Source organism: Acinetobacter sp. YH12106, from assembly GCF_013418995.1.
Taxonomy (GTDB): Bacteria; Pseudomonadota; Gammaproteobacteria; order Pseudomonadales; family Moraxellaceae; genus Acinetobacter; species Acinetobacter pseudolwoffii.
On sequence record NZ_VPAV01000005.1, the window covers coordinates 126020 to 149952 of the forward strand.

Consider the following 23933-nt stretch of genomic DNA (forward strand, 5'->3'; position numbering starts at 1 on the left):
AATTGTTATCGGATTTTTAGAGCGGCTGCTAAAAACCCTGTGACTGCATATTCTGATTCTACCTGTTTTTAACCGCACTGCGGATCTGATTCCTTGAATTTTAAACACAAAAAAGCCTGCAAAAGCAGGCTTTTTCAAATCTTGGCCTATTACACTTTGGTACGGTTCACCAGGAATAGCATACACAGTGCAGAGATGATGATACATGGGATTGCGGCTGTAATTACCCCTGCGGCACCAAAACCTGCCACCAGGAGCTGACCTGCGATGACTGGGCCTAGCATGGCACCAATACGACCGACTGCAGAAGCAACACCGACACCGGTACCGCGCACTTCTGTTGGATACACGATACTACCGAAGGCATAAAGTACACCCTGACAGCCAATTACGAAGGCACCTGCCAATGCTGCTGCCATATACATCTGGTTCAGTGAGCTTGCACCATTTAGTGCCAATAGACCTGCAAGAATACCGCCGTACATCAACAGGATCACATACGCTTTTTTCCAGCGATCGGTCAGCATACCCAGGATAATTGTACCAATCGTCGCCGTGACCATGAAGTAGAACTGTGCGGTTGAACCATCCTTACGGCTAAAGCCAAGTTCCATAAACAATGAGGGTAACCAGCTCAACATGATGTAAACCACCATCAGCGTAAAGAAGTAGCTGATCCAGATGCACATGGTACGTAACAGGTTGTCCGAATTAAACAGGTCCTTAAATGAACCTTGTGGTGCAACGGCAAGTTTTGCTGCAGTTTTGTTCTGTGTTTTCAGGTATTCCTTCGATTCAGGCAAAAATAGCATCATCAATGGAATTGCAAAAATCGGTAACAAGCCGCCCAGATAGAAAACATTTTTCCAGTTGGCACCAAATTCAGTCGCAGCAATTAAAGATAAAATCGCAGCACCCACAGGCATACCGCAATACATCAAGCCGACTGCACGACCACGATTTTGCGGCGATACCGCTTCAGAAGCGAGTGTGATGAGAATCGGCATCGCACCGCCCAGACCTGCTCCGGCCAGAAAACGTACTGCCAGCAGACTGTTAAAGCTATTGACCCAGACTGTACATAAAGTGAATATGGCAAATGTTGCTGTCGACCAGATCAACACTTTCTTACGGCCGATACGGTCTGCAAATCGACCGCCGATCAGTGCACCGGGTAATAAACCCAGAATCCCTGCACTAAAAAACACACCCAACTGGGAACTATCGAGACCGAAGTGCTCACGCACACCGGCTGCAGCAATACCAGCAGCCTGAATATCCAAGCCTTCAATCACCGCTATCAGAAAACAGATCGCGACCGTGACGATAGCATGCTTATTGTCTGATTTTTCCATTGGATTATCCTTGTTCAATCAGCGTTACAAAAGAAAGACCATCATCTATGAGCCTGAGCGCAGAAATAACTATCAATAAGTTGAACGTTTTACTTGGATATCCCCACAGCAGCTGAAGCAGCTCCATCTAACAGACCTTGCGATAAAGTCGCAAAAGCAATTAATCAAAAAGTTTTAAAATTCAAAATTTATACTTTAAGACTTATACATCAAGTTAAAAAACCAACCGATTAGAAAAATATCATGCAATTCATTGATATTAAAAAAAGATTAATCGATTCAATTTTTTAATCTGTTTACATCAGCTTAGCCCCCAGACAAAGATGTTTTACATATAGGTTCATTCAATAAAAATATTAATTTAGCAGCTAAAAACAACGAAATTCACGACTTGGCCGAGATTTTTACTCAAATCGAGCTAATTTTGCAGACAAAATTCCATAATATCTTGCTGAGCCGGGACTTAAGTCGCAGTTTGACCACAGTATTTCGCCGGATAAATCATCTAATTTATTACTTGATTGTTTTCAAAAGGCTTTGTATAAAGAATTGAGTGGCTTTGACTAAAGCATATTGTTCTTATGCGTTTGATCAGTCATAATTTGCATAAGCAATCTTCAATTCAGCGCAAGTCCATTGAATTTGCTATAAATCAAAATACAAATCCATCCCAATTTATGTTTTCTCATTCCTTTCGGATGGACAAATAGGATAGTTTTTTAAAATGACTCAGCAAGCACAGACCATTCAAGGTTCCATAGTCGCAATCGTCACCCCTATGTTTGAAGATGGCAGCGTAGATTGGAAGGGTCTCGAGAAGCTGGTTGAATGGCATATTGCAGAGGGCACCAACAGTATTGTTGCCGTTGGAACGACAGGCGAAGCCTCGACCCTGAGCATGAGTGAACACACCCAGGTGATCAAAGAAATCATTCGTGTGGCCAACAAACGTATTCCTATTATTGCCGGCACAGGCGCAAACTCGACCCGTGAAGCCATCCAACTTACCCGTGAAGCCAAAGAGCTCGGCGCCGATGCTGCTCTTCTGGTGACGCCTTATTATAACAAACCGACCCAGGAAGGCTTGTACCAGCATTATAAAGCTGTGGCTGAAGCGGTCGATCTTCCGCAGATTCTGTATAATGTCCCTGGCCGTACCGGTGTCGACATGCTGAATGAAACCGTGATTCGTCTGGCCGATATTCCACAAATCGTCGGGATTAAAGATGCGACGGGTGATGTACCGCGTGGTGCTGAACTCTTGCAAGGTCTGAAAGACAAAGACATGGTGGTCTACTCAGGTGATGATGCAACGGCATATCAGCTGATGGGTCATGGCGCCAAAGGCAATATCTCGGTCACAGCGAATGTGGCTCCGAAAGCCATGAGTGAAGTGTGTGCCGCTGCCATTACAGGTAATGCTACAGACGCTGAACAGTTAAATGCTCAGGTTGCAAATTTACACAATATTTTATTTTGCGAATCAAACCCAATTCCTGTGAAATGGGCACTCCATGACATGGGCTTAATTGGTACTGGCATTCGCCTTCCATTAACACCACTTGCAGAACAATATCGCGCTCCGCTTCATGAAGCACTGGTCGAAGCGGGCGTTATTAAATAAAAGAGCACAAGATTATGCAATTACGTTTAGGACTTAGCCTTACACTTTCAGTATTCAGTTTGGCAGGTTGTAGTTCAATGGCCTTTAATAACGGCACTTTAGACTATAAAGAAACTACAACTCTGGACGCTTTACAATATCCTGAAGGCGCCATGGTACGTCCTGCAACGCCATTGTATCCTGCTCCAACAGTCGATCCGCTTGCAATTGAAAATGCACCGAAGCTTGAAAACCAGCGTGGCAACCGTTTTGCCTTGCCACGCCCTCAGGCCCAGACTGAAAACACCACTCAAGCTGAGCTGACTGAAAGCAATGCTGTTGGTAAACCACAGTTGGTCACAGACGGAAATCTTAATCCGCTGCTTAAAATTGACGGAAATTCTGCTACAATTTGGCAATATACGCTTGCCACCCTCAGCAGCCTGAATCATAGCATCGTTGCGCAGAATAAAAACCGTTACGAAGTCACGATTCGGGTCGACCAGCAAACCTATGTATTAAGATTATCTTCTGTCGGTTCAAGTAATAACCTCGCTGTGTTCAATGCCGATAACAGTTTTGCCGACCGTGAAAAAGCCGCAGAACTGCTCAACCAGATTTACCAAAATTGGCCAGCCTAGACATTTCTAGGCATTTTTTTTTGTAAAAGGTTCCCTCATGTTAAAACAAACCTTGCTCTATACTGGTAAAGCGAAATCTGTCTACACCACAGACAGTTCAGACCATCTGATTTTAGTCTTTCGAGATGATGCCTCTGCATTCAATGGCGAAAAAATCGAGCAACTAGATCGTAAAGGCAAGGTGAACAACCGTTTTAACGCCTTCATCATGGAAAAGCTGGCAGAAGCGGGTATTGAAACTCACTTTGAAAAGCTGCTGACTCCAAATGAAGTGCTGGTGAAAAAACTGGATATGATCCCGGTTGAATGTGTGATTCGTAACTATGCAGCAGGTTCTTTATGCCGCCGTTTAGGTGTTGAAGAAGGTAAAGAACTGACTCCATCTACATTCGAATTGTTCTTTAAAGACGATGCGCTTGGCGATCCAATGGTCAATGAATCGCAAGCGATTGCTTTAGGTTGGGCGACTACTGAGCAACTGGAAAAAATGAAAGAATTGACTTACCAAGTCAATGACGTGCTAAAAGCATTGTTTGATGCCGGCAACATGATTCTGGTCGACTTCAAACTTGAATTCGGTGTATTCCATGACCGTATCGTTTTGGGTGATGAATTCTCTCCAGACGGTTGCCGTCTATGGGACAAAGACACCAAGAAAAAACTGGACAAAGATCGTTTCCGTCAAGGTTTAGGCGGTGTGGTTGAAGCCTATGAAGAAGTGGCGGGTCGTTTAGGTATTAACCTCGACAACATCTAATGGCATAGTCCATTGCTTCAAAAAAACCGAGCTCAACAGCTCGGTTTTTTATCCCTGATTTTTTGGCTGGGCCAGATTAACCTTTTAAGCTTTAATCGAAAAAATAAATATTACAGATAAAAATGATCGCTTTTACATTGGCAAGCCTATGGTCTAATATCATCACATACCAGGCAAATCAGTGAGCTGATTGATTTAACTCAAGGTTTGCCGACCAGATTGATCGCCTACCCTCTAGGATGTTCTCTCCTTGAAAAAACATCCTAATTTATGCCCAATTCGCCTTGAATTGGGCTTTTTTTTGCCTGAGTTTAATCTATTTGTGTACTGATATTATTGCTGCTGTTGCTGTTGTTGCCAACGGCGTTGCTGTAAGCGCTCTCCTTCAACTTCACGTTTATTGCGTGCCGACTCATACAGTTTGGTATCTTTCAGTTCTGGCGGCATATAGTCTTGCAGCACAAAATGCTCAGGATAATGATGCGGATACAGATAATCCACCCCGTAGCCCTGTTCTTTCATCAGCTTGGTCGGTGCATTTCTCAAATGCAAAGGCACCGGCAAATTCGAGGTTTTATCTGCAAGCTCCATCGCCTTGTTAATTGCCAGATAGGTGCTGTTACTTTTGGCACTGGTGGCTAAATACACCGCACATTGCCCTAAAATAATCCGGCATTCCGGCATTCCGACGGCCTGCACCGAACGGAAACATTCACCCACCAGCAATAAGGCATTCGGATTGGAATTACCGATATCTTCAGAAGCTGCAATCAGCATACGGCGGGCAATAAATACCGGATCTTCACCGCCTTTGAGCATGCGTGCCATCCAGTACAGCGCTGCATCGGGATCACTGCCGCGAATTGATTTTATAAAAGCCGAGACCAGATCATAATGCTGTTCACCGGACTTGTCATAACGGGCAATATTTTGCTGTGCCACTTTCACCACCCCTGCATTGGTGATGATATTTTCCATATCCGGTTCAAAAGTACTGGCAATCAGATCAAGTAAATTCAATGCTTTACGGGCATCACCTGCTGCGAACTGCACCAAGGCATCAAATTCTTCAATCAGGATATGTCGTTCCTGCAAAAAACGGTCATTTTGCAAGGCTTGTGTGAGCAGAGTCTGAATCGATTCCGCACTCAACGCATTCAGGCTATACACCTGACAACGTGACAATAAGGCACTATTCACTTCAAAAGACGGGTTTTCGGTAGTGGCACCAATTAAGGTAATTTTCCCTTTTTCGACTGCATTTAACAGTGCATCCTGCTGGGATTTATTAAAGCGGTGAATTTCATCAATAAACACCACTGGCGTCAGCAGATCACCACCATCGGCAATCACTTCACGCAGCTCTTTCACTCCGGTATTCAGGGCAGACAGACTGATAAAAGGCCGATCTACCGCTTGTGCCAACAGTAAGGCAATGGTGGTTTTTCCAACGCCGGGTGGTCCCCAGAAAATAATCGACGGTAGATGACCCTGATCAATCATCTGGCGTAAGGGCGCCTGTTCCCCCAGCAAATGTTCCTGCCCGATAATCTCTGCAAGGTCACGTGGTCTTAAGCGTTCTGGAAGCGGGATATGACTATCTGACATGTTATTATTGGCTCAAACTAAATTCTGATCTCATTCTAACACCAGCAGTTTTGATTCCAAGATTGCAAACATAAAGCATAAAAAATTAATTTATGTAGAAATCCTCTATTTTTTTAATTCTGAATGAATTAATCTTCATAAAAGCAAGTAATTTGAACATGATTAATTGTGAATTAATTACAGTGTAATTTTCATATTGTTTATTTTAATTAAAAGAAACTTATGTCGCCCCCTTGGGCATTTTTGGGTTGTATTGGTGAATGCATGAAGCATGATAAATTTGAACAGGGAGCTGTGAGCCAGTCGCAACCTCTGCTGGCAACATCACTGAGTTCAACCCCTGTTCATCTGTCTGAATTAATTCAGCTTCAAAAACTGATTGATGCCTTACCCCAACCTCTCTGGGTCAGTAGCAAAACACATCTGCACTATTTTAACGCCGCCATGACCGATTATCTTGGTGTGAACCTGAATGAACCGGGCAATATATCGTGGCAGAGTTTCATTCATACCGAGGACTTACAGCTGTTTTCGAAGCTGTGGCATGCGGCACTGGATCAGCATCAGAATTTTGAAACCCAATGCCGGATTAAACGCAGCGATACACATTATCGCATGTGTACGCTGGCGGTAAAATTTCATCATGAACCTGAACATCTGTTGCAGTGGGCGGTTTCACTGACCGATGTGCATGATTATTTTGAAATCCAGCAACAACTGTCCCAAATCGTTTCAACCCAGGAAAATATGCTGGATGCCAGCGCAGACTGCATCCATATTATCAGTCCTGAAGGTCAAATTCGGCATAGTAACCAGTGCTGTGGCCTGATTGCGGAAACCGAAACCGTCGCGCAGGCTCAGGAAAGCTCATTGTCCTGGTTGAACCGTTTAGCACCTGAAGCCCGAAAATCCGGACAACGCGCACTGAAACAGGCAGCCCTAGGCTTAAATAGCCGTTTTTCTAGTAAAACTCAGAGCAAAGACCAGCCGATCCAATATTGGGATCATCTGCTGACCCCAATTCTGGATCAGCACAATATTACCCAAAGCATCCTCTGTGTCTCACGCAATATCAGTCAGCAAAAAATTGCAGAAACCCGCTTAAAAGAAGCCATTAAACGAGATGAACTGACTGGTCTGTATAATCGCAGTACCTTCTATAAAACCTTTAAACAGGTGCTATTGAAAGCGCAACAACAGCAGACCAAGGCGGGTCTACTGCTGATTGATCTGGATTATTTCCGGCACATCAATGACACCTTGGGCCATATTGCTGGCGATCATCTACTCCATGTTCTGGGTCAGCGTTTCCAGGCCTGTTTCGGCCCGAATACCATTGTGGCCCGTTTGGGTGGAGATGAATTTGCGGTTCTGGTGAAAAATCTGGAAAGTGAAGAACAGCTGCTGGCCACGGCACAACTGGCCTATAGCCAGCTGGATCAACCGATCAATTATATTGGCGACAGTATCAGCAGTGCTATGAGTATTGGCTGTGCCATCTATCCACGTGATGCCCTGAACACCTCGAATCTGTTGAAGTGTGCCGACATTGCCTTAAATGATCTGAAAAATAGTGGACGTGGCGGCATTCGCATGTTTAGTCAGGACATGTGTGGTTCGCTGGAAAATATGACCAAGCAGCTGACTTTGGCCCGTAAGATTATTCTGGCCGATCAGATCATTCCCTACTATCAACCCAAAGTTCGTCTGTCTGATGGTGTGGTGATTGGTTTTGAAGCGCTGTTACGCTGGCAAGATCAGGATCAGCAGGTGCAACTGCCTTCCGAGATTTTTGGTGCCTTTCAGGACTATGAGCTGGCCTCACGTATCAGTGAAACCATGCAGCTGAAAGTCTTTGCCGATATGAGTCGCTGGCAGGCCCAAGGACTGGATCTGTTGCCGATTTCAATCAATGCTGCACCGGTTGAATTTTTGCGCGATGACTATGCTGAAAAAATGTTGGCCCGCCTGTCCAATTTTGATATTCCTGCGCATAAGGTGGAACTGGAAATTACCGAACAGAGTCTGTCCGAGCATGGTGCCAATTATGTAATCCGGGCCCTGAACCTGCTGAAACAGGCCGGAATCCAGATCTCACTGGATGATTTCGGCACCGGGCATTCTTCACTAACCCGTTTACAAGACTATCCGGTGGATTGCATCAAAATTGACCGCAACTTCGTCGAGCGTATGAACAGTGACCCGTCCGCCTTGGCGATTGTCAAAGCCATTACCCAGATTGGTTCCAGTATTGCTTTGGATGTTCTGGTCGAAGGCATCGAAAATACCGAACAACTCGATACCCTGATCCATTGTGACTGTCAGATTGGACAAGGCTTTTATTTCTATCGTCCGATGGCCGGTGCTTCGGCTCAGGCCCTACTGCAGCCGGCAAATCAATAGGTACTTATCGCGGCAAATTAACGCACCCAACGCACGATATAGTCTTCGATGTCGTCTTCAGGAATGTCGGCTTCACTCAGGCAGCGCCCTGCTGCCGACTTGCGTGCCTGAATCACACTTTCCCGTGAACCGCTGATCAGATAATGCCAGGATGGCAGGCTTTTGCCCTGCTCGACCCGGCGATAAGCACAGCTTGAAGGCAACCAGTGAATCGTTTCCAATTTTTCTGGCGTGAGCTGAATACAGTCTGGCACATAGTGCAAACGCTCTGGATAATTGGAGCAACGCGCAGTCGTACAATCCAGCAGTTTGCAGGCCACTTTGGTATAAGCGACTTCCTGGGTATCTTCATCTTCCAGTTTAATCAGGCAACAGAGTCCGCAACCATCACACAAGGCTTCCCACTCGGCTTGCGTGAGTTCGGCAAGGCCATAGTTTTTCCAAAATTCGGGACGTAAAGTATCGGTCATGATCAGGTCGGCGCACTCAAAAATCAGCTGATTATAGCAGCCCAAACCGCGCAGACCTACCGCTCAAATTCTTATTACCATCACGTAAACTATTGTTAAATCATAGACAGTTCGTCAACAAAACACTAACAGTCGCTGGAATCGTTTATTTCTATACTAAATTTGAAAATAAAAACACATGGAGAATATATATGTTTCGCTGGGCTATTATTTTTGCTGTTATTGCATTAATTGCGAGTCTACTTGGTTTCGGTGGAGTAGCAGGCTTATCTAAGGATTTTGCAATTATCTTGTTAGTAATTGCGGTGATTCTTGCGATCGTTGGATTTCTTTCCCGCGGTAAGGTCTAGATTCAGTTTAGATTGAGTCGAAGCAAGTATGATCCTTCGAAAAAAACAAGAGCCTTCTGGCTCTTGTTTTTTTATGGCTTTATTAAGCGAATATCAAGTTCAATATTCACTTAAGGTTTTAAATGACGCGGTCTAAAACCTGCCACCAGCAAGGCCGCCAGATAGGCCACCACACCAATGACACACAAGATGAGTACTTCTGCGACACGCATCCATTGCGACACATCGGCATTGTACCAACTTAAGGCATAAGCCAAAGCTGCGATCATCACCACATTGGCAAACATGAATTGCAGGAAGATTTTTTTCCAGTGCGGGCCGAAGCGGAAAATATGACGCTTATGCAGATAGTAATAAAGCAGGCCGGCATTCACCATGGCTGAACCGGTCGATGCCAGTGCCAGTGCCATATGTTCTGCTTCCCAGTCAATCAGCTTGAAAATACCAATAAAAATCACGTTCAGGATTGCATTGGCAGCCACAGCCATCAGACCGACACGCACCGGTGTTTTGGTATCCTGCTGTGCATAGAAACCCGGGGCAAAGACTTTAATCAACATAAAGGCAATCACACCACCGCTCATACATTGCAGCGCCAGAGCCGTCATTTGGGTATCTTCAAAGCTGAACTGACCACGTTCAAACAGGGCCTGAATGATCGGGGTCGACAGCATAAACAAGGCAATACTGGCCGGTAAACCTGCCATTACAATCACTTTAGCAGCCCAGTCCATCATGCCGCGGAATTTTTCCGGATTCTGCTCGGTATGTCGTGCCGATAAAGATGGCAAAATGACAGTACCAATCGCTACACCAATCAGGCCAAGCGGCAACTCGGTCATGCGCTCGGCACTATACAGCCAGGACACCGAACCATCCTGCATAAATGAAGCCCAGATGGTATTCAGCAGCAGGTTAATCTGCGTGACGGATACACCAAATAAAGCCGGCAGCATCAACTTCATGATGCGATCCACGCCTTCATGCTTGAAGTCAATTTTAGGTGGAATCAGCAGGTTTTTACGCCACAGTTCAGGAATCTGAATCGCCAGCTGTAAAATACCGGCAATGATGACTGCCCAGCCCAGTGCCATAATCGGCTCTGCCATATGCGGAGTCAGCCAGAGCGCGCCAGCAATCATGGCCACATTGAGCAAGACCGGTGCAAAGGCCGGTGTACTAAAAGAACCATAACTGTTCAGAATACTGCTGGCAAAAGCCGTCAGTGACATGAACAGTAAATAAGGAATGGTCAGGCGGAACATGTCAGTCGCCAAGGCAAATTTTTCAGGATCGCTATGGAAACCGGGCGCATAGATATACATGATCAACGGTGCAGCAATCACTGCGAACATGGTCAGCAGACTCATTACCGTTGCCAGACAGCCAAATACCCGGCTAATCAGAATCTGCACTTCGGCATGGGTACGACTGGTTTTGTATTCGGTCAAAACCGGAATAAAGGCCTGTGAAAATGCCCCTTCGGCAAATAATCGCCTGAAAAAGTTTGGAATACGAAATGCGACCACGAAGGTATCGAAGTCCTTACCCGCACCAAAGACATTCAGTAAAACAATATCTCGAACCAATCCCAGTACACGTGACAACATGGTCATCGCACTGACAATGACGGTCGAACGCCAAAGCGCCATCCTATTCACCTAATGTATAAATTTGTGGCTATTGTAATGAAACCTCTGTCAGAAGTTCATTGCTTAATTTCATCCCTCAAGCGAGGTTGAGGTATTTTTATAATGCTGTAACTGGCGACGAAAATCAGCCCAGTTAAAATACGGTCCCGGATCGGTCTTACGGCCTGGGGCAATATCCGAATGTCCGGCAATATGCTGCTGAATCTTAGAATAATGCTGTTGCAGACAGGCCGTGACTTTCACCAAGGCCTGATATTGTTCAGCTGCAAAAGGCAAGTCATCACTGCCTTCCAGCTCGATCCCGATAGAATAATCATTACATTCTTTTTTGCCTAAATAGGTCGAGCGGCCGGCATGCCAGGCACGATCATTAAAATTGACAAATTGCAGTACTTCGCCAGACCGTAAAATCAGTAAATGAGTCGATACCTGCATCCCTTCAATGCTTTGAAAATAGGGATGGACTGACCAATCCAGTTGATTTTGAAAAAACTGTTCAATATAACCGCCGCCAAACTGTGAGGGTGGCAGACTGATGTTATGCACCACAATGAGCTGAATCTCGGTATTGTCCGGACGCTGGTTAAAATTGGGAGAGGGAATGTGACGTGCGCCCATCAGTTGTCCATTCTTAACCTGAAACTCGGCTGCCTGTTGCATAAAACCATTCTCTCCAAAAATAAAATCTGCACGATCAGGGTTGCAGCCGGCTTCATGCTAAAACTTTCAGGCACAAATCTCAATTCATCCCGGCAGACTGTAGGAAAAATCGCTCATTTTTTATGTAACAGTGCTAAGATAATGCGCAATTTTCACGGCTTAAAAGATACGGAAATACTCATGCGCATATCTCAAGCGTTGCTAGACCAGTCGATTCAGATCAATATCCAACAGGCACTTTCAGAAGATATTGGTGACGGTGATATTACTGCCCTACTGACCCCTGAAGATGAACAGGCCACTGCCACGATCATCAGCCGTGAAGATATGATACTGGCCGGGCAACCTTGGGTGAATGCCTTGATTCAGGCCTATGATCCAAGTGTTGAAGTGATCTGGCTAAAAAATGAGGGTGATCAGGTTCAAGCCAATGAAACTTTCCTGAAACTGGCCGGTTCTGCACGCAGTTTATTGACTGTGGAACGTCCTGCGCTGAATTTTGTCCAGACACTGTCTGCCGTTGCGACGAAAACAGCGCATTATGTCAAACAATTGGATGGCTTAAATACCAAGCTGCTGGATACCCGTAAAACCCTTCCTGGCCTGCGTATTGCACAAAAATATGCCGTTGCCATTGGTGGTGGGCAGAATCATCGTCTGGGTTTATTCGATGCCTTTTTGATTAAAGAAAATCATATTATGGCCGCTGGCGGAATTGTTCAGGCGATTGCCAAGGCACACCAGATTGCGCCGGGCAAACCGGTCGAAGTGGAAGTGGAAACCTGGGATGAACTGAATCAGGCCTTAGAGGCCAATGCGGATATCGTGATGCTGGATAATTTCAGCCAGCAGCAAATGATTGAGGCAGTACAGCATGTGGCCGGACGTTGCAAACTGGAAGCATCTGGCAATATCACGATTGATAATTTACGTGAAGTTGCCAGTAGCGGTGTCGATTATATTTCGATGGGTGTCTTGACCAAAGATGTCAAAGCTGTGGATTTATCGATGCGATTTAATGCTGAAGCCTAAATTCGATAGATGACCATTGAGGGTGCGAAGCACCCTTTTTTTATTTTTGGATTTTTTTTGCATATATTTTGTTCAATTCTCTATTTTAAGTCTTAATCATCATCATCGCGGTCACCTCGACGATCGCGGTCATCATCGTCACCATCACGGTCGTTATATCTTCCGTTATCCTCATCACGATCCTGATTTAACACTGAACGCTCGTCATCCTCCCGCTGATTGCCCCAGTCACAGGCGCTTAGTCCAAACATGCCCAGCAAAGACATTGCACAAATCCACTGTTTCATCTCGCATTCCTCATGGTGATATCGTTTGAATATCGGGGCAAAATAGATCTGGATCTAGCCGATTCATGTCGGAATTTTGTCAGGAAGTTTTGTGCTGCATTTTCAATGGGCTGTATTCTGAAATTTCCGGCATAAAAAAACGCATCCGGAGATGCGTTTTATATTTGGCAGTAATGAATTACCAGCCCAAAGCTTGTTGCTGCTTTTTCACCAGCTCCTGAATGCCTTTCTCGGCCATTTCCAGCATGGCATCCGATTGGGCACGGGTAAATGGTTTGTCTTCCGCAGTGCCCTGAATTTCAATAAATTCACCGACCTGTGTCATCACCACGTTCAAATCGGTTTGACAGTTCGAATCTTCTTCATAGCAAAGATCCAGTAATACTTCATCTTTGAAAATACCGACAGATACTGCTGCAACCAGACCCTTTAATGGATCATGTTTGATTTTCTTTCTTTCCAGCAAAACATTCATGGCATCGACCAGCGCCACCGCAGCACCGGTAATCGCTGCAGTACGGGTACCGCCATCAGCCTGAATCACATCACAGTCAATGGTAATGGTATTTTCACCCAGCTTTTTCAGGTCAACCATTGAGCGCAAGCTACGACCGATCAGACGCTGGATTTCCTGGGTACGGCCACTCTGTTTGCCACGTGCCGCTTCGCGGTCGCTACGGGTATGGGTTGAACGTGGCAACATGCCATATTCAGCCGTCACCCAGCCCTGGCCCTGACCTTTCAGGAAACGTGGAACAGAACTCTCTACACTGGCAGTGCACAGTACTTTGGTATGACCAAACTCAACCAATACCGAGCCTTCCGCATAACGTGTATAGTTACGGGTAATTTTCACTTCACGTAATTGATCTAATGCTCGTTGGTCGATACGCATGATAAGTCCTGTATAGGCTAAAAATAATTGCGGCTCAGTATAACAGAAGCCTTTGCCAAGATTGGTCAGCCGGATGATTGATTTACAAAATCGATGCATCAGAGTGCGGTTAAATATCGAAATTCTGCCGACCTGTGGCGCTACGATTTGCCTTAATTTTTGCTAGACTAAATCTCCCCTTGAGGAAACCCATTTATGTCCTTACGTGAAGATCGCAAGCAGCAAAGCCATCAGGCGCTACTGGATGCCACACTGGCCTTGAGCAGTCAGGGTCGCGCTTTTAGCACCATCAGTCTGCGTGAAGTCGCGCATGCCGTTGGACTGGTGCCCACGGCATTTTATCGGCATTTTCAGGATATGGAGCAGTTGGGACTAGAGCTGCTGGATCAGGTCGCGATTCATCTCAAGGGAGTGCTGAATCAACTGGGACAGGCCTATCTGTATCAGCCCAATACCCGGACTAAAACCGGAATTGAGCTATTTTTTCAGGCAGTCGAATATCACCCTGAACCCTGGATTTTTTTTGTTGCAGAACGCTGGGGGGGCTCGGCAGTGTTACGTGCAGGAATAGAACGGGAAATTCGTTTTTTGACTGAAGATGTCATGCATGAACTGGAAAAAATGCAAGCCGCCCAGCATATCCAGTCTTCGCAAGATTTGCAGGCACTGGCACAGATGCTGATTGATCTGTCGCTGAACTGGGCCATGGGCTGGATTCATCTGCAACATCAGGCTGATCCAGAGCTACGCCGCACCCTATCCAATGTCTTTAAAACCCAAAGCGTGCTACAGATGCAGCTTTTATTGCGAGGGATTTTGCACTGGCATCGAATTCCGACAAAAACAGCAGATCCCTCAATCAGTACAGAAACAAGTACTCCCCCCATCTGAATAAAAAAACCTGCATTATTGATGCAGGTTTTTTACGGATACTCGGTTATTTCTTATTTGGCTTTACGCTCTTTTTCAATCAGGTAATTCACCACCTGAATTACTTTGGCATCATTGCCCTGCACAATATATTTACCATTGACAGTCACCGCCGGTACGCCGCTTAACTGATATTGAGCAGCCAGATTTTTGGCCTGCGCAATTTTCGATGAAATCGGGAATGATTTATAAGTCGTGTTAAATTTTGCTTCAGAAATACCATAACGGGTATAGAACTTGGCCAGTTGTGCCTGTTCTAAAATTGGGCGCTGCTTGTCATGAATATCATGGAATAACTGCAAATGGGCTTTTTGGCGCACACCCAAGGCTTCAGACACATAATAAGCACGTGCCGCCTGTTCCCAGAGTGGATTCATCGCAGCAGGTGTACGTACAAAACGAACATCTTTAGGTAATTTTTTCAACCAGCCCTGCATATGTGGTTCCAGCATGAAACAGTGACCACAGCCATACCAGAAGAATTCACGTACTTCAATTTTGCCCGGTTTTTCGACTTTGACTGGTTGTGCGACCACCTGATAGTCCTGACCTGCCACAAAATTGGCCATAGCACTGCCGGAAAAGGCCAAAACAGATGCGGCAACAGCGCCTAAAAGGAATTTTTTCATTGGGATTATCGTCCTCTAAATCATTATGCTTAGTGTATGGGTTCACTATAAATCAATTATGCCGATTTCGTTTTCATTCTGTGAACTTTTTTGCTGCTTTTATCGCTTTTTCTGCCAGAAACGCTACACTAAAGCAGAGGACTGATTTTCAAGGTTTTAAGTCAGTCACTCTGGCCATTCGGCCCCTATGTATTTTTAGATAATCACGACTGATTGAGGTGACACCGATGTCGCAATTGAATGTTGATCCACAAGAAATTGCCAAGTTTGAAGCATTTGCAGCTATATGGTGGGATCAGCATTCCGAGTTCCGCCCCTTGCACATGATTAATCCACTACGTTTAAACTGGATTGATGAACATGCCGGTGGCCTGAGCGGCAAGAAAATCCTAGATGTCGGCTGTGGTGGCGGCATTCTGGCCGAAAGTATGGCGCGCCGTGGTGCCGATGTACTTGGCATTGATATGGGTGCTGCCCCGCTGAATGTGGCGCGGATTCATGCCGAACAGGAAGGTGTCAGCAATATCGAATACCGTCAGGTGCCAGTCGAGCAACTGGCAGAGGAACAGGCTGGCCAATATGACATCGTGACCTGCATGGAAATGCTAGAGCATGTGCCAGATCCGGCATCGATTATTCAGGCCTGTCACAAGCTGGTCAAGCCAGGTGGCCATGTGTTCTTCTCGACCATTAACCGCAATCCGAAGTCCTATTTATTCGCCATTATCGGGGCAGAATATGTCTTGCGCATGCTGGCCAAAGGCACCCATGATTACAGCAAATTTATCAAGCCATCCGAGCTGGCACATGACATTCGTAATGCCGGTTTAAAACTCAAAGATATGACCGGTCTGCACTATAATCCGCTGACCAAGCGTTATTGGCTGGCACCGAATGTTGATGTGAACTATATGGTGTATACCGTGAAAGACAGCGCAGCAGAGACCACAGCATGAAAGCCGTTTTATTTGACCTCGATGGAACCCTGATTGATACCGCTGCCGATTTTATCCGGATTATCCAGCAGATGTGCCGTGAAGAAGGCCGGATGCCGGTCGAGCCCAAGCTGATTCGCACCCAGGTCTCCGAAGGCGCTCGTGCCATGGTGAAACTGGTCTATCCGGAACTTCAACTGGAAGATCCGGTCTTTCTGCAACACCGTCAGCGCTTTCTGGACATGTACGGCGCAGACATTGCAGTCGATACCGATCTGTTTGACGGCATGTATCCTTTACTGGAACAACTGGAAGCACAGGATATTCCCTGGGGTATCGTCACCAATAAACCACGCTGGCTCAGTGAGGCTTTACTGAAAGCACTGAATTTAAGTGAACGCTGTGCCGTGCTGGTCTGTCCGGAAGATGTCACCCGAACCAAGCCTGATCCTGAACCGATGTATCTGGCTGCCAAGCAACTGAATCTTGCGGCTGAAGACTGTATTTATATCGGCGATCATCCGCGCGATATTGATGCGGGGCGTCATGCCAAGATGCCAACCGTTCTGGCAGCTTATGGTTATTTACCACTGCAATACAAAGATGACTTAACAGCCTGGCAAGCCGACCATATCGTGCATACTGTTGCAGAATTACATCAGCTGATTCAGACCTTGCTACTCAAACAGCCGACTGCGGTATCTTAAAAGCTTAAAACTGAACAATAAAAAATGAGGAGGTAGATAGTGAAATATTCAGCATATCAACCTCGCCCCGATCTGCTCAAAGATCGTATTATCCTGATCACAGGTGCGGGCGATGGCATTGGACGTGCAGCAGCAATCAGTTATGCCTTGCATGGCGCAACTGTGGTGCTGCATGGACGTACCTTAAACAAACTCGAAGTCATCTATGATGAAATTGAAAGTTTAGGTGCGCCGCAACCTGCCATCTTGCCGCTACAGCTTTCTAGCGCCTCGGAACGTGATTATGAACTTTTGCTGGATACCCTGGATCGTCAGTTTGGCCGTCTGGACGGAATTCTGCATAATGCCGGGATTTTAGGTGAACGGGTTCCGCTGGCGGATTATCCGGTGAATGTCTGGGATGATGTCATGGCGGTCAATCTGCGGGCACCTTTTATCATGACCCAGGCGCTGTTGCCCTTATTAGAAAAATCCGAGCATGCTTCGGTGGTGTTTGCCAGTTCAGGTGTAGGCCGCGAAGCCCGCGAACGCTGGGGCGCTTATTCGGTGTCTAAAATTGCCATTGAAGCGGTGAACCAGTTATTTGCCAAAGAGCAGGTGCATCCGAATATCCGCTATAACTGCATCAATCCCGGGGCAACACGTACTGCCATGCGCGCCAAGGCCTATCCCAATGAAGATCCAAAGACCCTGCCTACACCCGATTCCATTATGCCGGCTTATCTATATTTGATGGGTAATGACAGCCTGCATATGAATGGTCAGAGTATTGATGCACAGGATTAAAATCATCTTGGTTTAATATCAGCAAGTGCCTGCTGTTGCTGTCCCACAATTGCATTGAGTTGATTTTGGATACGCGAGTGTGACAGGAATGTCACACCTTAGCCATCACGACAAGGATGTTGGGTATGGCGAACAAAAGACTTTTGCCTACTTTGGGGCTGTCAAAAGTAGGATTTCGCCGACACAAGCCATTTAAATATTTGAAGAAAAGATGATGAGACAGCAGTGCAGTAATCGCTGCCTTTTCATTTCCGTTTGAGCTTCGCACAGTGAATAAATCTTCCGCAGCCTGATACGGCCAGCCTTGAGTTCCACTCAAATTACAGCATACTAAGCTCCAACAAATTTCACTCGAGTGCACCATGACTGAATTAAACAACATGACCGTAAGCAACCTGGAAGATGGCATGGTTTCACTGTTGATCGATCAACAGCCGATTTCAGAAAAATATGACACCAAGTTTGAAGCCAGTATTGTGGATGACATCAAGGCACTCGAAAATGGTCAGAAACTGAAATTATTCGATCAGTTTGTTTTTTCACATAGTGATCTGAATTTTGAACATGCGTATTATTATGTGACCGGCATTGAAAAACTGGACGATCGCTACCGCCTGGCCAAGCATTTTGTTTATCGCATTAAAATCGAAGGACAACCGGAAATCGAACATATCATCAGTAATCAGGGCAAAGCCATGACTACCGAAGACGTGCGTAACTTTATCCAGGCACATGTACAGAAAGCCCTGAATGATTATACCGATCTGAATTACGCATATTAAAAGCCACGCAATTTATATCTATGAGGGCACTTCCTAAAAGTGCCTTTTTTTAGCCTGTGTTTTATCAGCCTGACAATCAATCGATTTTTTATATCAAATTTATAAAATTATTCGGTTTTTTAAATAAATTGTTCTGAGCTATGCTTTTCTGATCCCATACACCAAGATCAGGAGCACAGCATGGCTGACCATAAACGTAAAATTGACACCATTCGCCGGATTGAGCATTTGCAATTGTCCGAAGCCTTGATTGTGGCGCTAGATGATGCAGTTCAAGCTGAATCGGTGGCTGCAGCGATTCAGTCCTTGCAAGGTTTGACCGAGCAATGGAATTAAGCTTAAAAGCTCTTTAACATGGTCTGCGCTTTAAGCGGGGCATCCATATTTTGCTGGCGGTCTCAATGCTGCTTTTTTGAGCGATATCATCGATTTTAGCTTGCATGTTGAGCCTCACTTTGATGAGATAAGAACCAAGCTCGGCATGCCGGGCCATAAGGTACATGCATAGTCTAAGGTCATGTAAAATCATGACATAATCATAATATCTCTGCATTTGTTATAAAAATTGTGCCTGTTCTTCACAGTTTCTCTGTAATCTTTCCGTATATTGGATACAGTAGAAATTGAACAATTTAATGAGGGTTCAACATGAAAAAGGTTTTGGTGGCATTGGCGATCTCCTGCAGTACATTCATGCTGAGTCAGGTTGCAATCGCGGCCCCTTATTTCCATGATGAATCACAAATGGATAGCCGTCAGGGACATGGCAAGAAAGGCCGTGAGTTCCGCGAAAAGGATCAGGACCAACACGATAATCGCCGTATGCGTGAGGAACGTGGAGTGAAGCGCCTGCAACAGCTCAGATGGCAGCCGGGCTATGTGATGCCGCAGCATTATCGGGGTAATGGCTATAAAGTCGAATACAAAGAACATAGCCTGCCTCGACCTGACCGCAAACAGCAATGGTATAAAGTCAATAATGACTATATTCTGGTTAATTCTGAAACCAATAGTATTATCCGCATTGTCGGCGATTAATTTGTCCGCCTCTTTACCGACCTGAAGCCCTGATAGACTCAACCCTGGTTGAGTCTTTTTTATTTAAATCATCAAAAATTCGCCAAGTGCAGCGCTGGCTGCTATTCCAGTTTTTAATTGAAGTGATGCATCTTCTAAATTTCTTCATAAATTTAACAATTTAACTAAATAGCCCCCACGCTTTCTATCTACTTATTGGCTAATTTAGTCTCATCAAATACAGATCTACATTTTAGGTGAGAGCCATGAAAAAAGTCCTAACTACAATTGCGTTATCCCTAAGTGCTTTGTTGGCTACTTCTGCCATGGCAGCGCCACAGCATGATCCACGCTATAACCATAATCCGCATAAACCGGCACCGCACTGGAATGCCAAAGATAGTAAAAAATGGAATGATGACCGTCGTCATAACAACCGTGAGGTCAATCCAAGCCGTGACTGGCGCTCAGGACAAGTTCTGCCGGGTCAATACGATAACAAACGTTTTAAAGTGAGTGATCGCGAAGCACGCCGTTTACCAAATACCGGCCGTTTCCAGCAATGGTACAAAGTCAACAATGACTACGTTCTGGTCAATGATCGTACCAATAAAATTGTACGCATCATGAACTAAGCTTTCTCCATTACTGCTCGTCTTGCAGACACCTGAAGTCCCCTTCAGGTGTTTTTTTATATCTGCACTTCCACTTGCGTTTTTTTTCATTAGAATCAAAGCTGGATCTCCAATCATTGAAATAGGCACAGCATGACTTCAGCAGAAACGTCACAAAGCACAACCTTGCAATATGTGCACTGGTTTCGCCATTCTGCGCCTTATATCAATGCGCACCGCAACAAAACCTTTGTCATCATGTTTGATGGTGAAGCCGTATTAAATGACAACTTTCAGCATATTATTCACGATATCGCCTTATTGCATTCTTTGGGCATTCGGCTGATTCTGGTACATGGTGCACGTCCGCAAATTAACCAGAATCTGGCTCAAAGCCAGATTACGACGCCTTTTTACCAGCAGCGCCGGGTGACCACACGTGAATCTTTAAGCTGTGTGATGAATGCCGTCGGCTCAATCCGCCTGCAAATTGAAGCACTGCTGTCTATGGGACTGGCCAACTCGCCGATGTATGGTGCCAGGATTGATACCGTTTCAGGGAATTTTATCACTGCAAAACCTTATGGCATTCGTGATGGGGTTGATTTTCAGCTCACCGGCGAAGTCCGTGCGGTCGATACTGACGCCATTCAGCGCCATCTGGACAGTCATAATATTGTGGTGCTTGGTCCGACCGGTTATTCCACTACCGGAGAAGTCTTTAATCTGCTGGCTGAAGAAGTCGCGACCAAAACTGCGATTCGCCTCAAGGCAGATAAACTGATTTTCCTGGGCAAGCAGCATGGTCTGATGGACAGTAACGGTCAGCTCAAACGTGAAGTGACACCGCAACAACTGGATAATTTTATTCCGGTCGAGCAAGATGCACTGGAAAGAGGACTACAGTTAAAAGCCGCACAGGAAGCCTCAATGAACGGCGTACATCGGGTGCATCTGATTTCTTATACCTATGATGGTGCCCTGCTGGAAGAACTGTTCACCCGGGATGGTTCCGGCACTCTAGTCACCGATGCACATTATGAAGAAGTGCGGATGGCCGACATTCAGGATGTAGGCGGCCTGATCGGTTTGCTGCGTCCACTGGAAGAAGAAGGCATTCTGGTCTATCGTTCCCGTGAACGTCTGGAAAATGAAATCAACCAGTTTGCGGTGATCGAACGGGATGGCATGATTCTGGCCTGTGCCGCCCTTTATCCGATTCCGACCACAGGGGATGAATTGCGTTCTGCAGAAATTGCCTGTGTTGCGGTCCATCCAAGTTATCGCAAGTCTAATCGGGGCAGCCAGATCCTGCATTATCTAGAAGAAAAAGCCAAAAGCATGCAGATTCAGCAACTGTTTATTTTAACCACGCGCACCGCGCACTGGTTTCTGGAACAAGGCTTTGAACCGGCTTCAGTCGATGACCTGCCGGATGCGCGTCAGGCTTTTTATAATTATCAACGTAATTCAATTGTTTGCAAAAAGTCACTTTAAAGTGGCTTTTTCTTTCAGTGCTTTAGCTTAATTTTAGATAAAGATATCTGGCAATCTCGATTTAACTTTTAAAATTCTATTACTCGTTTTTAGCTAAACATATCAGCAGATTAGATTTAAAAAAATAATTATAAATTTCATAAGTTTGATTAATTTAAATAGTAAATATTCATTTTTATATAAATCACTTTTTCGCATAAGTTTTGCGCTTTTTCATTTATCTTTTTTCTTCATTAGAAATTCCTGAATAGTTATTTTTTTAGAAAAACAAAAACGATTAGCGTGTGTCTAGGTTTTATTCGCTAGTTTTCACTTTCGGGAGTTTTGATTCATGCGCCAATCTCATGTTCAGTTTTTAGCAAAGACTGCGGTACTCGGTACTGCGATGGCGGGTGTCATGATGCTTTCAGGCTGCTCGAAAAAAGAAGAGACCATTACCCTGAATATCGGTTTCCAAAAATACGGCGTATTACCGATTTTAAAAGAACGCGGCACGCTGGAAACCAGCTTAAAACAGCAAGGGGTCAATGTGAAATGGGTAGAATTTCCCGCTGGCCCGCAACTGCTTGAAGGCCTAAATGTCGGCAGCGTCTCTTTTGGTGAAGCCGGTGAAGCACCTCCAATTTTTGCCCAGGCGGCCAACTCAAACCTGGTCTATGTGGCCAATCAGCCGCAAGCACCTAAGGCCGAAGCCTTAATTGTACCGAAAGATTCACCAATCCAGTCCATTCAGGATCTGAAAGGCAAACGGGTGGCCTTGAACAAAGGTTCAAACGTGCATTACCTGCTGCTAAAAGTTCTGGAGTCCAACAAGCTTGCACTCGATGATATCGAAGTGATCTATCTACCACCTTCCGATGCACGTGCTGCATTTGAACGTGGTGCAGTCGACGCTTGGGTGATTTGGGATCCATTCTTTGCCGCTGCTGAACATCAAATTGGCGCGCGTGTGATTGCCACGGGTGAGAACATCGTGAGCAATCACCAATTTTATCTGGCAGATCGCAAGTTTGCAGAAAGCCATCCTCAGGTGGTACAGGCAGTCGTCAATGAACTGAATCTGACCACGGACTGGGTTGCAAAAAACCAGGATGCAGCAGCCAAACTTCTGCAACAACCGACCGGTCTGGCCGTTGATGTCTTAAAAACCTCGATTTCCCGTATGGGCTTTGGCGTTAAACCCCTCACTCCTGACGTGATTCAAAAACAGCAACAGGTGGCAGATGCGTTTTATGCGCAGCAGCTGATTCCACAAAAGCTGAATATTGATGCAGCGATTATTAAATAACAACAGAATAATTCGAGAATAAAGATGAGTAATTTAAAAACGGTTTCCTCTATCAGTTTAGCGTTATTGGGCTTTGCTTTGATCGGTTGCCAAAAACAGGAGCCACAGCAAAACACTGCTGCAGAAACTGCAGTACCACCACAGGTTCAAACTATTGCCATTGGTTTTCAAAAATCGGCTTTAAATCTGCTGGTTGCGCGTGATGAAAAACTGATGGAACAGCAGTTTCCAAATACCAAAATTGAATGGAAGGAATTTCCTGCCGGTCCGCAAATGCTGGAAGCTCTAGCAGTGGGTGCGGTCGATTATGGTTATGTCGGCAATACCCCACCCATCTTTGCTCAAGCGGCAGATAAATCCCTGAACTACGTGGCATTTGAAAAAGTGGCTGGCAACTCCTCAGCTGTGATCTTACCCCATGACAGTGATATTCAGACCATCCAGCAGTTGAAAGGTAAACGCATTGCCGTTCAGAAAGGTTCAAGTGCACATGAACTTCTGGCAAAAACTTTAGAAAAAGCCGGATTAAGCTGGTCAGAGATTCAAGCGGTCTGGTTACCACCTGCAGATGCTCGTGCTGCTTTTGATAAAAAAGCTATTGATGCCTGGGCGATTTGGGATCCGTTTCTGGGTGCAGCTGAAGTCGACAGCAACGTAAAAGTGCTGATTGAATCCAGTGTCTTTCCACAGACTTATGCCTTTTATATTGGCAATCCAGAATTTATTCAGAAGTATCCAGACAGCCCGGAAAAGTTTATTCAGGCTTTAAATGCATCAGATCAATGGATTATTAAAAATCAGTCCTTAGCTTTAGATGTTTATCAGAAAAGTACCGGTCTCAAACCAGAAGTGGCAAAGATTGCCTTTGAACGTCGCCTTAAACCCTCCCCTGTACTGCCATTAACTGCAGAAGTGGTCGAAGCGCAACAGCATATTGCTGACCTGTTCCAGCGGGTTCAATTAATTCCTAATCACATTAGCGTCCAGGAACAGATTTGGTCGCCTACTACTCCACATTAATTTCTGAGCAATTTA

General features: G+C 45.4%; 25 protein-coding genes. 17 read left to right on the top strand and 8 right to left on the bottom strand.

Translation table 11 applies throughout. The features are described 5' to 3' along the window. Positions 1-149 precede the first annotated feature (149 nt). Positions 150-1355, bottom strand: coding sequence for a 3-(3-hydroxy-phenyl)propionate transporter MhpT (mhpT, locus tag FTU45_RS06630; protein ID WP_180076166.1), 1206 nt, complete (start codon positions 1353-1355; stop codon positions 150-152). Between the two features lie 724 nt (positions 1356-2079). On the opposite strand from mhpT, the gene dapA reads away from it, so the two are divergent. The 3 genes from dapA to purC are packed head-to-tail and all read left to right on the top strand — an operon-like array spanning position 2080 to position 4356. Beyond that, entirely contained in the window at positions 2080-2979 is a 900-nt protein-coding gene (dapA, locus tag FTU45_RS06635; protein WP_005173340.1) for a 4-hydroxy-tetrahydrodipicolinate synthase, read from the top strand. Between the two features lie 14 nt (positions 2980-2993). Further along, on the top strand, positions 2994-3599 hold the full coding sequence (locus FTU45_RS06640; protein WP_074383825.1) for a lipoprotein-34 precursor (NlpB): 606 nt from the start codon (positions 2994-2996) through the stop codon (positions 3597-3599). A gap of 37 nt (positions 3600-3636) precedes the next feature. Continuing rightward, a complete protein-coding gene (gene purC, locus FTU45_RS06645) occupies positions 3637-4356 on the top strand; it encodes a phosphoribosylaminoimidazolesuccinocarboxamide synthase (protein WP_180076167.1) in 720 nt (239 codons plus the stop codon). Positions 4357-4689: 333 nt separating this feature from the next. On the opposite strand, the gene FTU45_RS06650 is transcribed toward purC, so the two are convergent. Continuing rightward, on the bottom strand, positions 4690-5964 hold the full coding sequence (locus FTU45_RS06650; protein WP_180076168.1) for a replication-associated recombination protein A: 1275 nt from the start codon (positions 5962-5964) through the stop codon (positions 4690-4692). A 264-nt stretch (positions 5965-6228) separates the two neighbouring features. Here FTU45_RS06650 and FTU45_RS06655 point away from each other — a divergent pair, with 264 nt between their 5' ends. After that, a complete protein-coding gene (locus FTU45_RS06655; protein WP_180076181.1) occupies positions 6229-8367 on the top strand; it encodes an EAL domain-containing protein in 2139 nt (712 codons plus the stop codon). 17 nt (positions 8368-8384) lie between these two features. On the opposite strand, the gene FTU45_RS06660 is transcribed toward FTU45_RS06655, so the two are convergent. Beyond that, positions 8385-8840, bottom strand: coding sequence for a YcgN family cysteine cluster protein (locus FTU45_RS06660; RefSeq protein ID WP_171063370.1), 456 nt, complete (start codon positions 8838-8840; stop codon positions 8385-8387). Between the two features lie 188 nt (positions 8841-9028). Here FTU45_RS06660 and FTU45_RS06665 point away from each other — a divergent pair, with 188 nt between their 5' ends. Further along, positions 9029-9187 (top strand): DUF1328 domain-containing protein, encoded by a 159-nt coding sequence (locus FTU45_RS06665; RefSeq protein WP_004647174.1) that lies wholly within the window; start codon positions 9029-9031, stop codon positions 9185-9187. A gap of 110 nt (positions 9188-9297) precedes the next feature. On the opposite strand, the gene murJ is transcribed toward FTU45_RS06665, so the two are convergent. Then, on the bottom strand, positions 9298-10848 hold the full coding sequence (gene murJ, locus FTU45_RS06670) for a murein biosynthesis integral membrane protein MurJ (protein ID WP_171063337.1): 1551 nt from the start codon (positions 10846-10848) through the stop codon (positions 9298-9300). A 60-nt stretch (positions 10849-10908) separates the two neighbouring features. Continuing rightward, positions 10909-11499, bottom strand: a complete 591-nt coding sequence (ampD, locus tag FTU45_RS06675; RefSeq protein WP_180076169.1) for a 1,6-anhydro-N-acetylmuramyl-L-alanine amidase AmpD — start codon at positions 11497-11499, stop codon at positions 10909-10911. 180 nt (positions 11500-11679) lie between these two features. On the opposite strand from ampD, the gene nadC reads away from it, so the two are divergent. After that, positions 11680-12531, top strand: coding sequence for a carboxylating nicotinate-nucleotide diphosphorylase (nadC, locus tag FTU45_RS06680; protein WP_179999536.1), 852 nt, complete (start codon positions 11680-11682; stop codon positions 12529-12531). 92 nt (positions 12532-12623) lie between these two features. Here nadC and FTU45_RS06685 read toward each other — a convergent pair whose 3' ends face one another. Both FTU45_RS06685 and rph read right to left on the bottom strand, forming a co-directional pair. Further along, positions 12624-12782, bottom strand: coding sequence for a hypothetical protein (locus tag FTU45_RS06685; protein ID WP_180076170.1), 159 nt, complete (start codon positions 12780-12782; stop codon positions 12624-12626). Between the two features lie 214 nt (positions 12783-12996). Continuing rightward, positions 12997-13713 (bottom strand): ribonuclease PH, encoded by a 717-nt coding sequence (gene rph, locus FTU45_RS06690; protein ID WP_159516508.1) that lies wholly within the window; start codon positions 13711-13713, stop codon positions 12997-12999. Between the two features lie 195 nt (positions 13714-13908). Between rph and FTU45_RS06695 the strand changes: the two genes are divergently transcribed. Further along, entirely contained in the window at positions 13909-14604 is a 696-nt protein-coding gene (locus FTU45_RS06695) for a TetR family transcriptional regulator (RefSeq protein WP_159516509.1), read from the top strand. 53 nt (positions 14605-14657) lie between these two features. On the opposite strand, the gene FTU45_RS06700 is transcribed toward FTU45_RS06695, so the two are convergent. Further along, positions 14658-15272: a thiol:disulfide interchange protein DsbA/DsbL gene (locus tag FTU45_RS06700; RefSeq protein WP_005173368.1), complete on the bottom strand. Its 615-nt coding sequence runs from the start codon at positions 15270-15272 to the stop codon at positions 14658-14660. 227 nt (positions 15273-15499) lie between these two features. Between FTU45_RS06700 and ubiG the strand changes: the two genes are divergently transcribed. The 10 genes from ubiG (at position 15500) to FTU45_RS06750 (ending at position 23918) form a co-directional block, all read left to right on the top strand. Further along, positions 15500-16228 carry a bifunctional 2-polyprenyl-6-hydroxyphenol methylase/3-demethylubiquinol 3-O-methyltransferase UbiG gene (ubiG, locus tag FTU45_RS06705; RefSeq protein WP_074383819.1) on the top strand — a complete coding sequence of 243 codons (729 nt, stop codon included), beginning with the start codon at positions 15500-15502 and terminating at the stop codon, positions 16226-16228. Next, on the top strand, positions 16225-16914 hold the full coding sequence (locus FTU45_RS06710) for an HAD family hydrolase (protein ID WP_180076171.1): 690 nt from the start codon (positions 16225-16227) through the stop codon (positions 16912-16914). The genes ubiG and FTU45_RS06710 overlap by 4 nt, the downstream gene beginning before the upstream one ends. A gap of 39 nt (positions 16915-16953) precedes the next feature. Next, on the top strand, positions 16954-17700 hold the full coding sequence (locus tag FTU45_RS06715) for a YciK family oxidoreductase (RefSeq protein WP_180076172.1): 747 nt from the start codon (positions 16954-16956) through the stop codon (positions 17698-17700). Between the two features lie 362 nt (positions 17701-18062). Further along, positions 18063-18482: a hypothetical protein gene (locus FTU45_RS06720; protein ID WP_180076173.1), complete on the top strand. Its 420-nt coding sequence runs from the start codon at positions 18063-18065 to the stop codon at positions 18480-18482. 180 nt (positions 18483-18662) lie between these two features. Further along, complete coding sequence (locus FTU45_RS06725) at positions 18663-18818, top strand: hypothetical protein (protein WP_179999540.1); 156 nt, start codon at positions 18663-18665, stop codon at positions 18816-18818. Between the two features lie 312 nt (positions 18819-19130). Next, positions 19131-19520 (top strand): RcnB family protein, encoded by a 390-nt coding sequence (locus FTU45_RS06730; RefSeq protein WP_074383816.1) that lies wholly within the window; start codon positions 19131-19133, stop codon positions 19518-19520. A gap of 245 nt (positions 19521-19765) precedes the next feature. Next, entirely contained in the window at positions 19766-20134 is a 369-nt protein-coding gene (locus FTU45_RS06735; RefSeq protein WP_074383815.1) for an RcnB family protein, read from the top strand. Positions 20135-20266: 132 nt separating this feature from the next. Next, positions 20267-21610, top strand: coding sequence for an amino-acid N-acetyltransferase (gene argA, locus FTU45_RS06740; RefSeq protein ID WP_180076174.1), 1344 nt, complete (start codon positions 20267-20269; stop codon positions 21608-21610). Positions 21611-21941: 331 nt separating this feature from the next. Then, positions 21942-22898, top strand: coding sequence for a sulfonate ABC transporter substrate-binding protein (locus tag FTU45_RS06745; RefSeq protein WP_180076175.1), 957 nt, complete (start codon positions 21942-21944; stop codon positions 22896-22898). A gap of 24 nt (positions 22899-22922) precedes the next feature. Then, a complete protein-coding gene (locus FTU45_RS06750) occupies positions 22923-23918 on the top strand; it encodes an aliphatic sulfonate ABC transporter substrate-binding protein (RefSeq protein ID WP_180076176.1) in 996 nt (331 codons plus the stop codon). Positions 23919-23933: the final 15 nt, after the last annotated feature.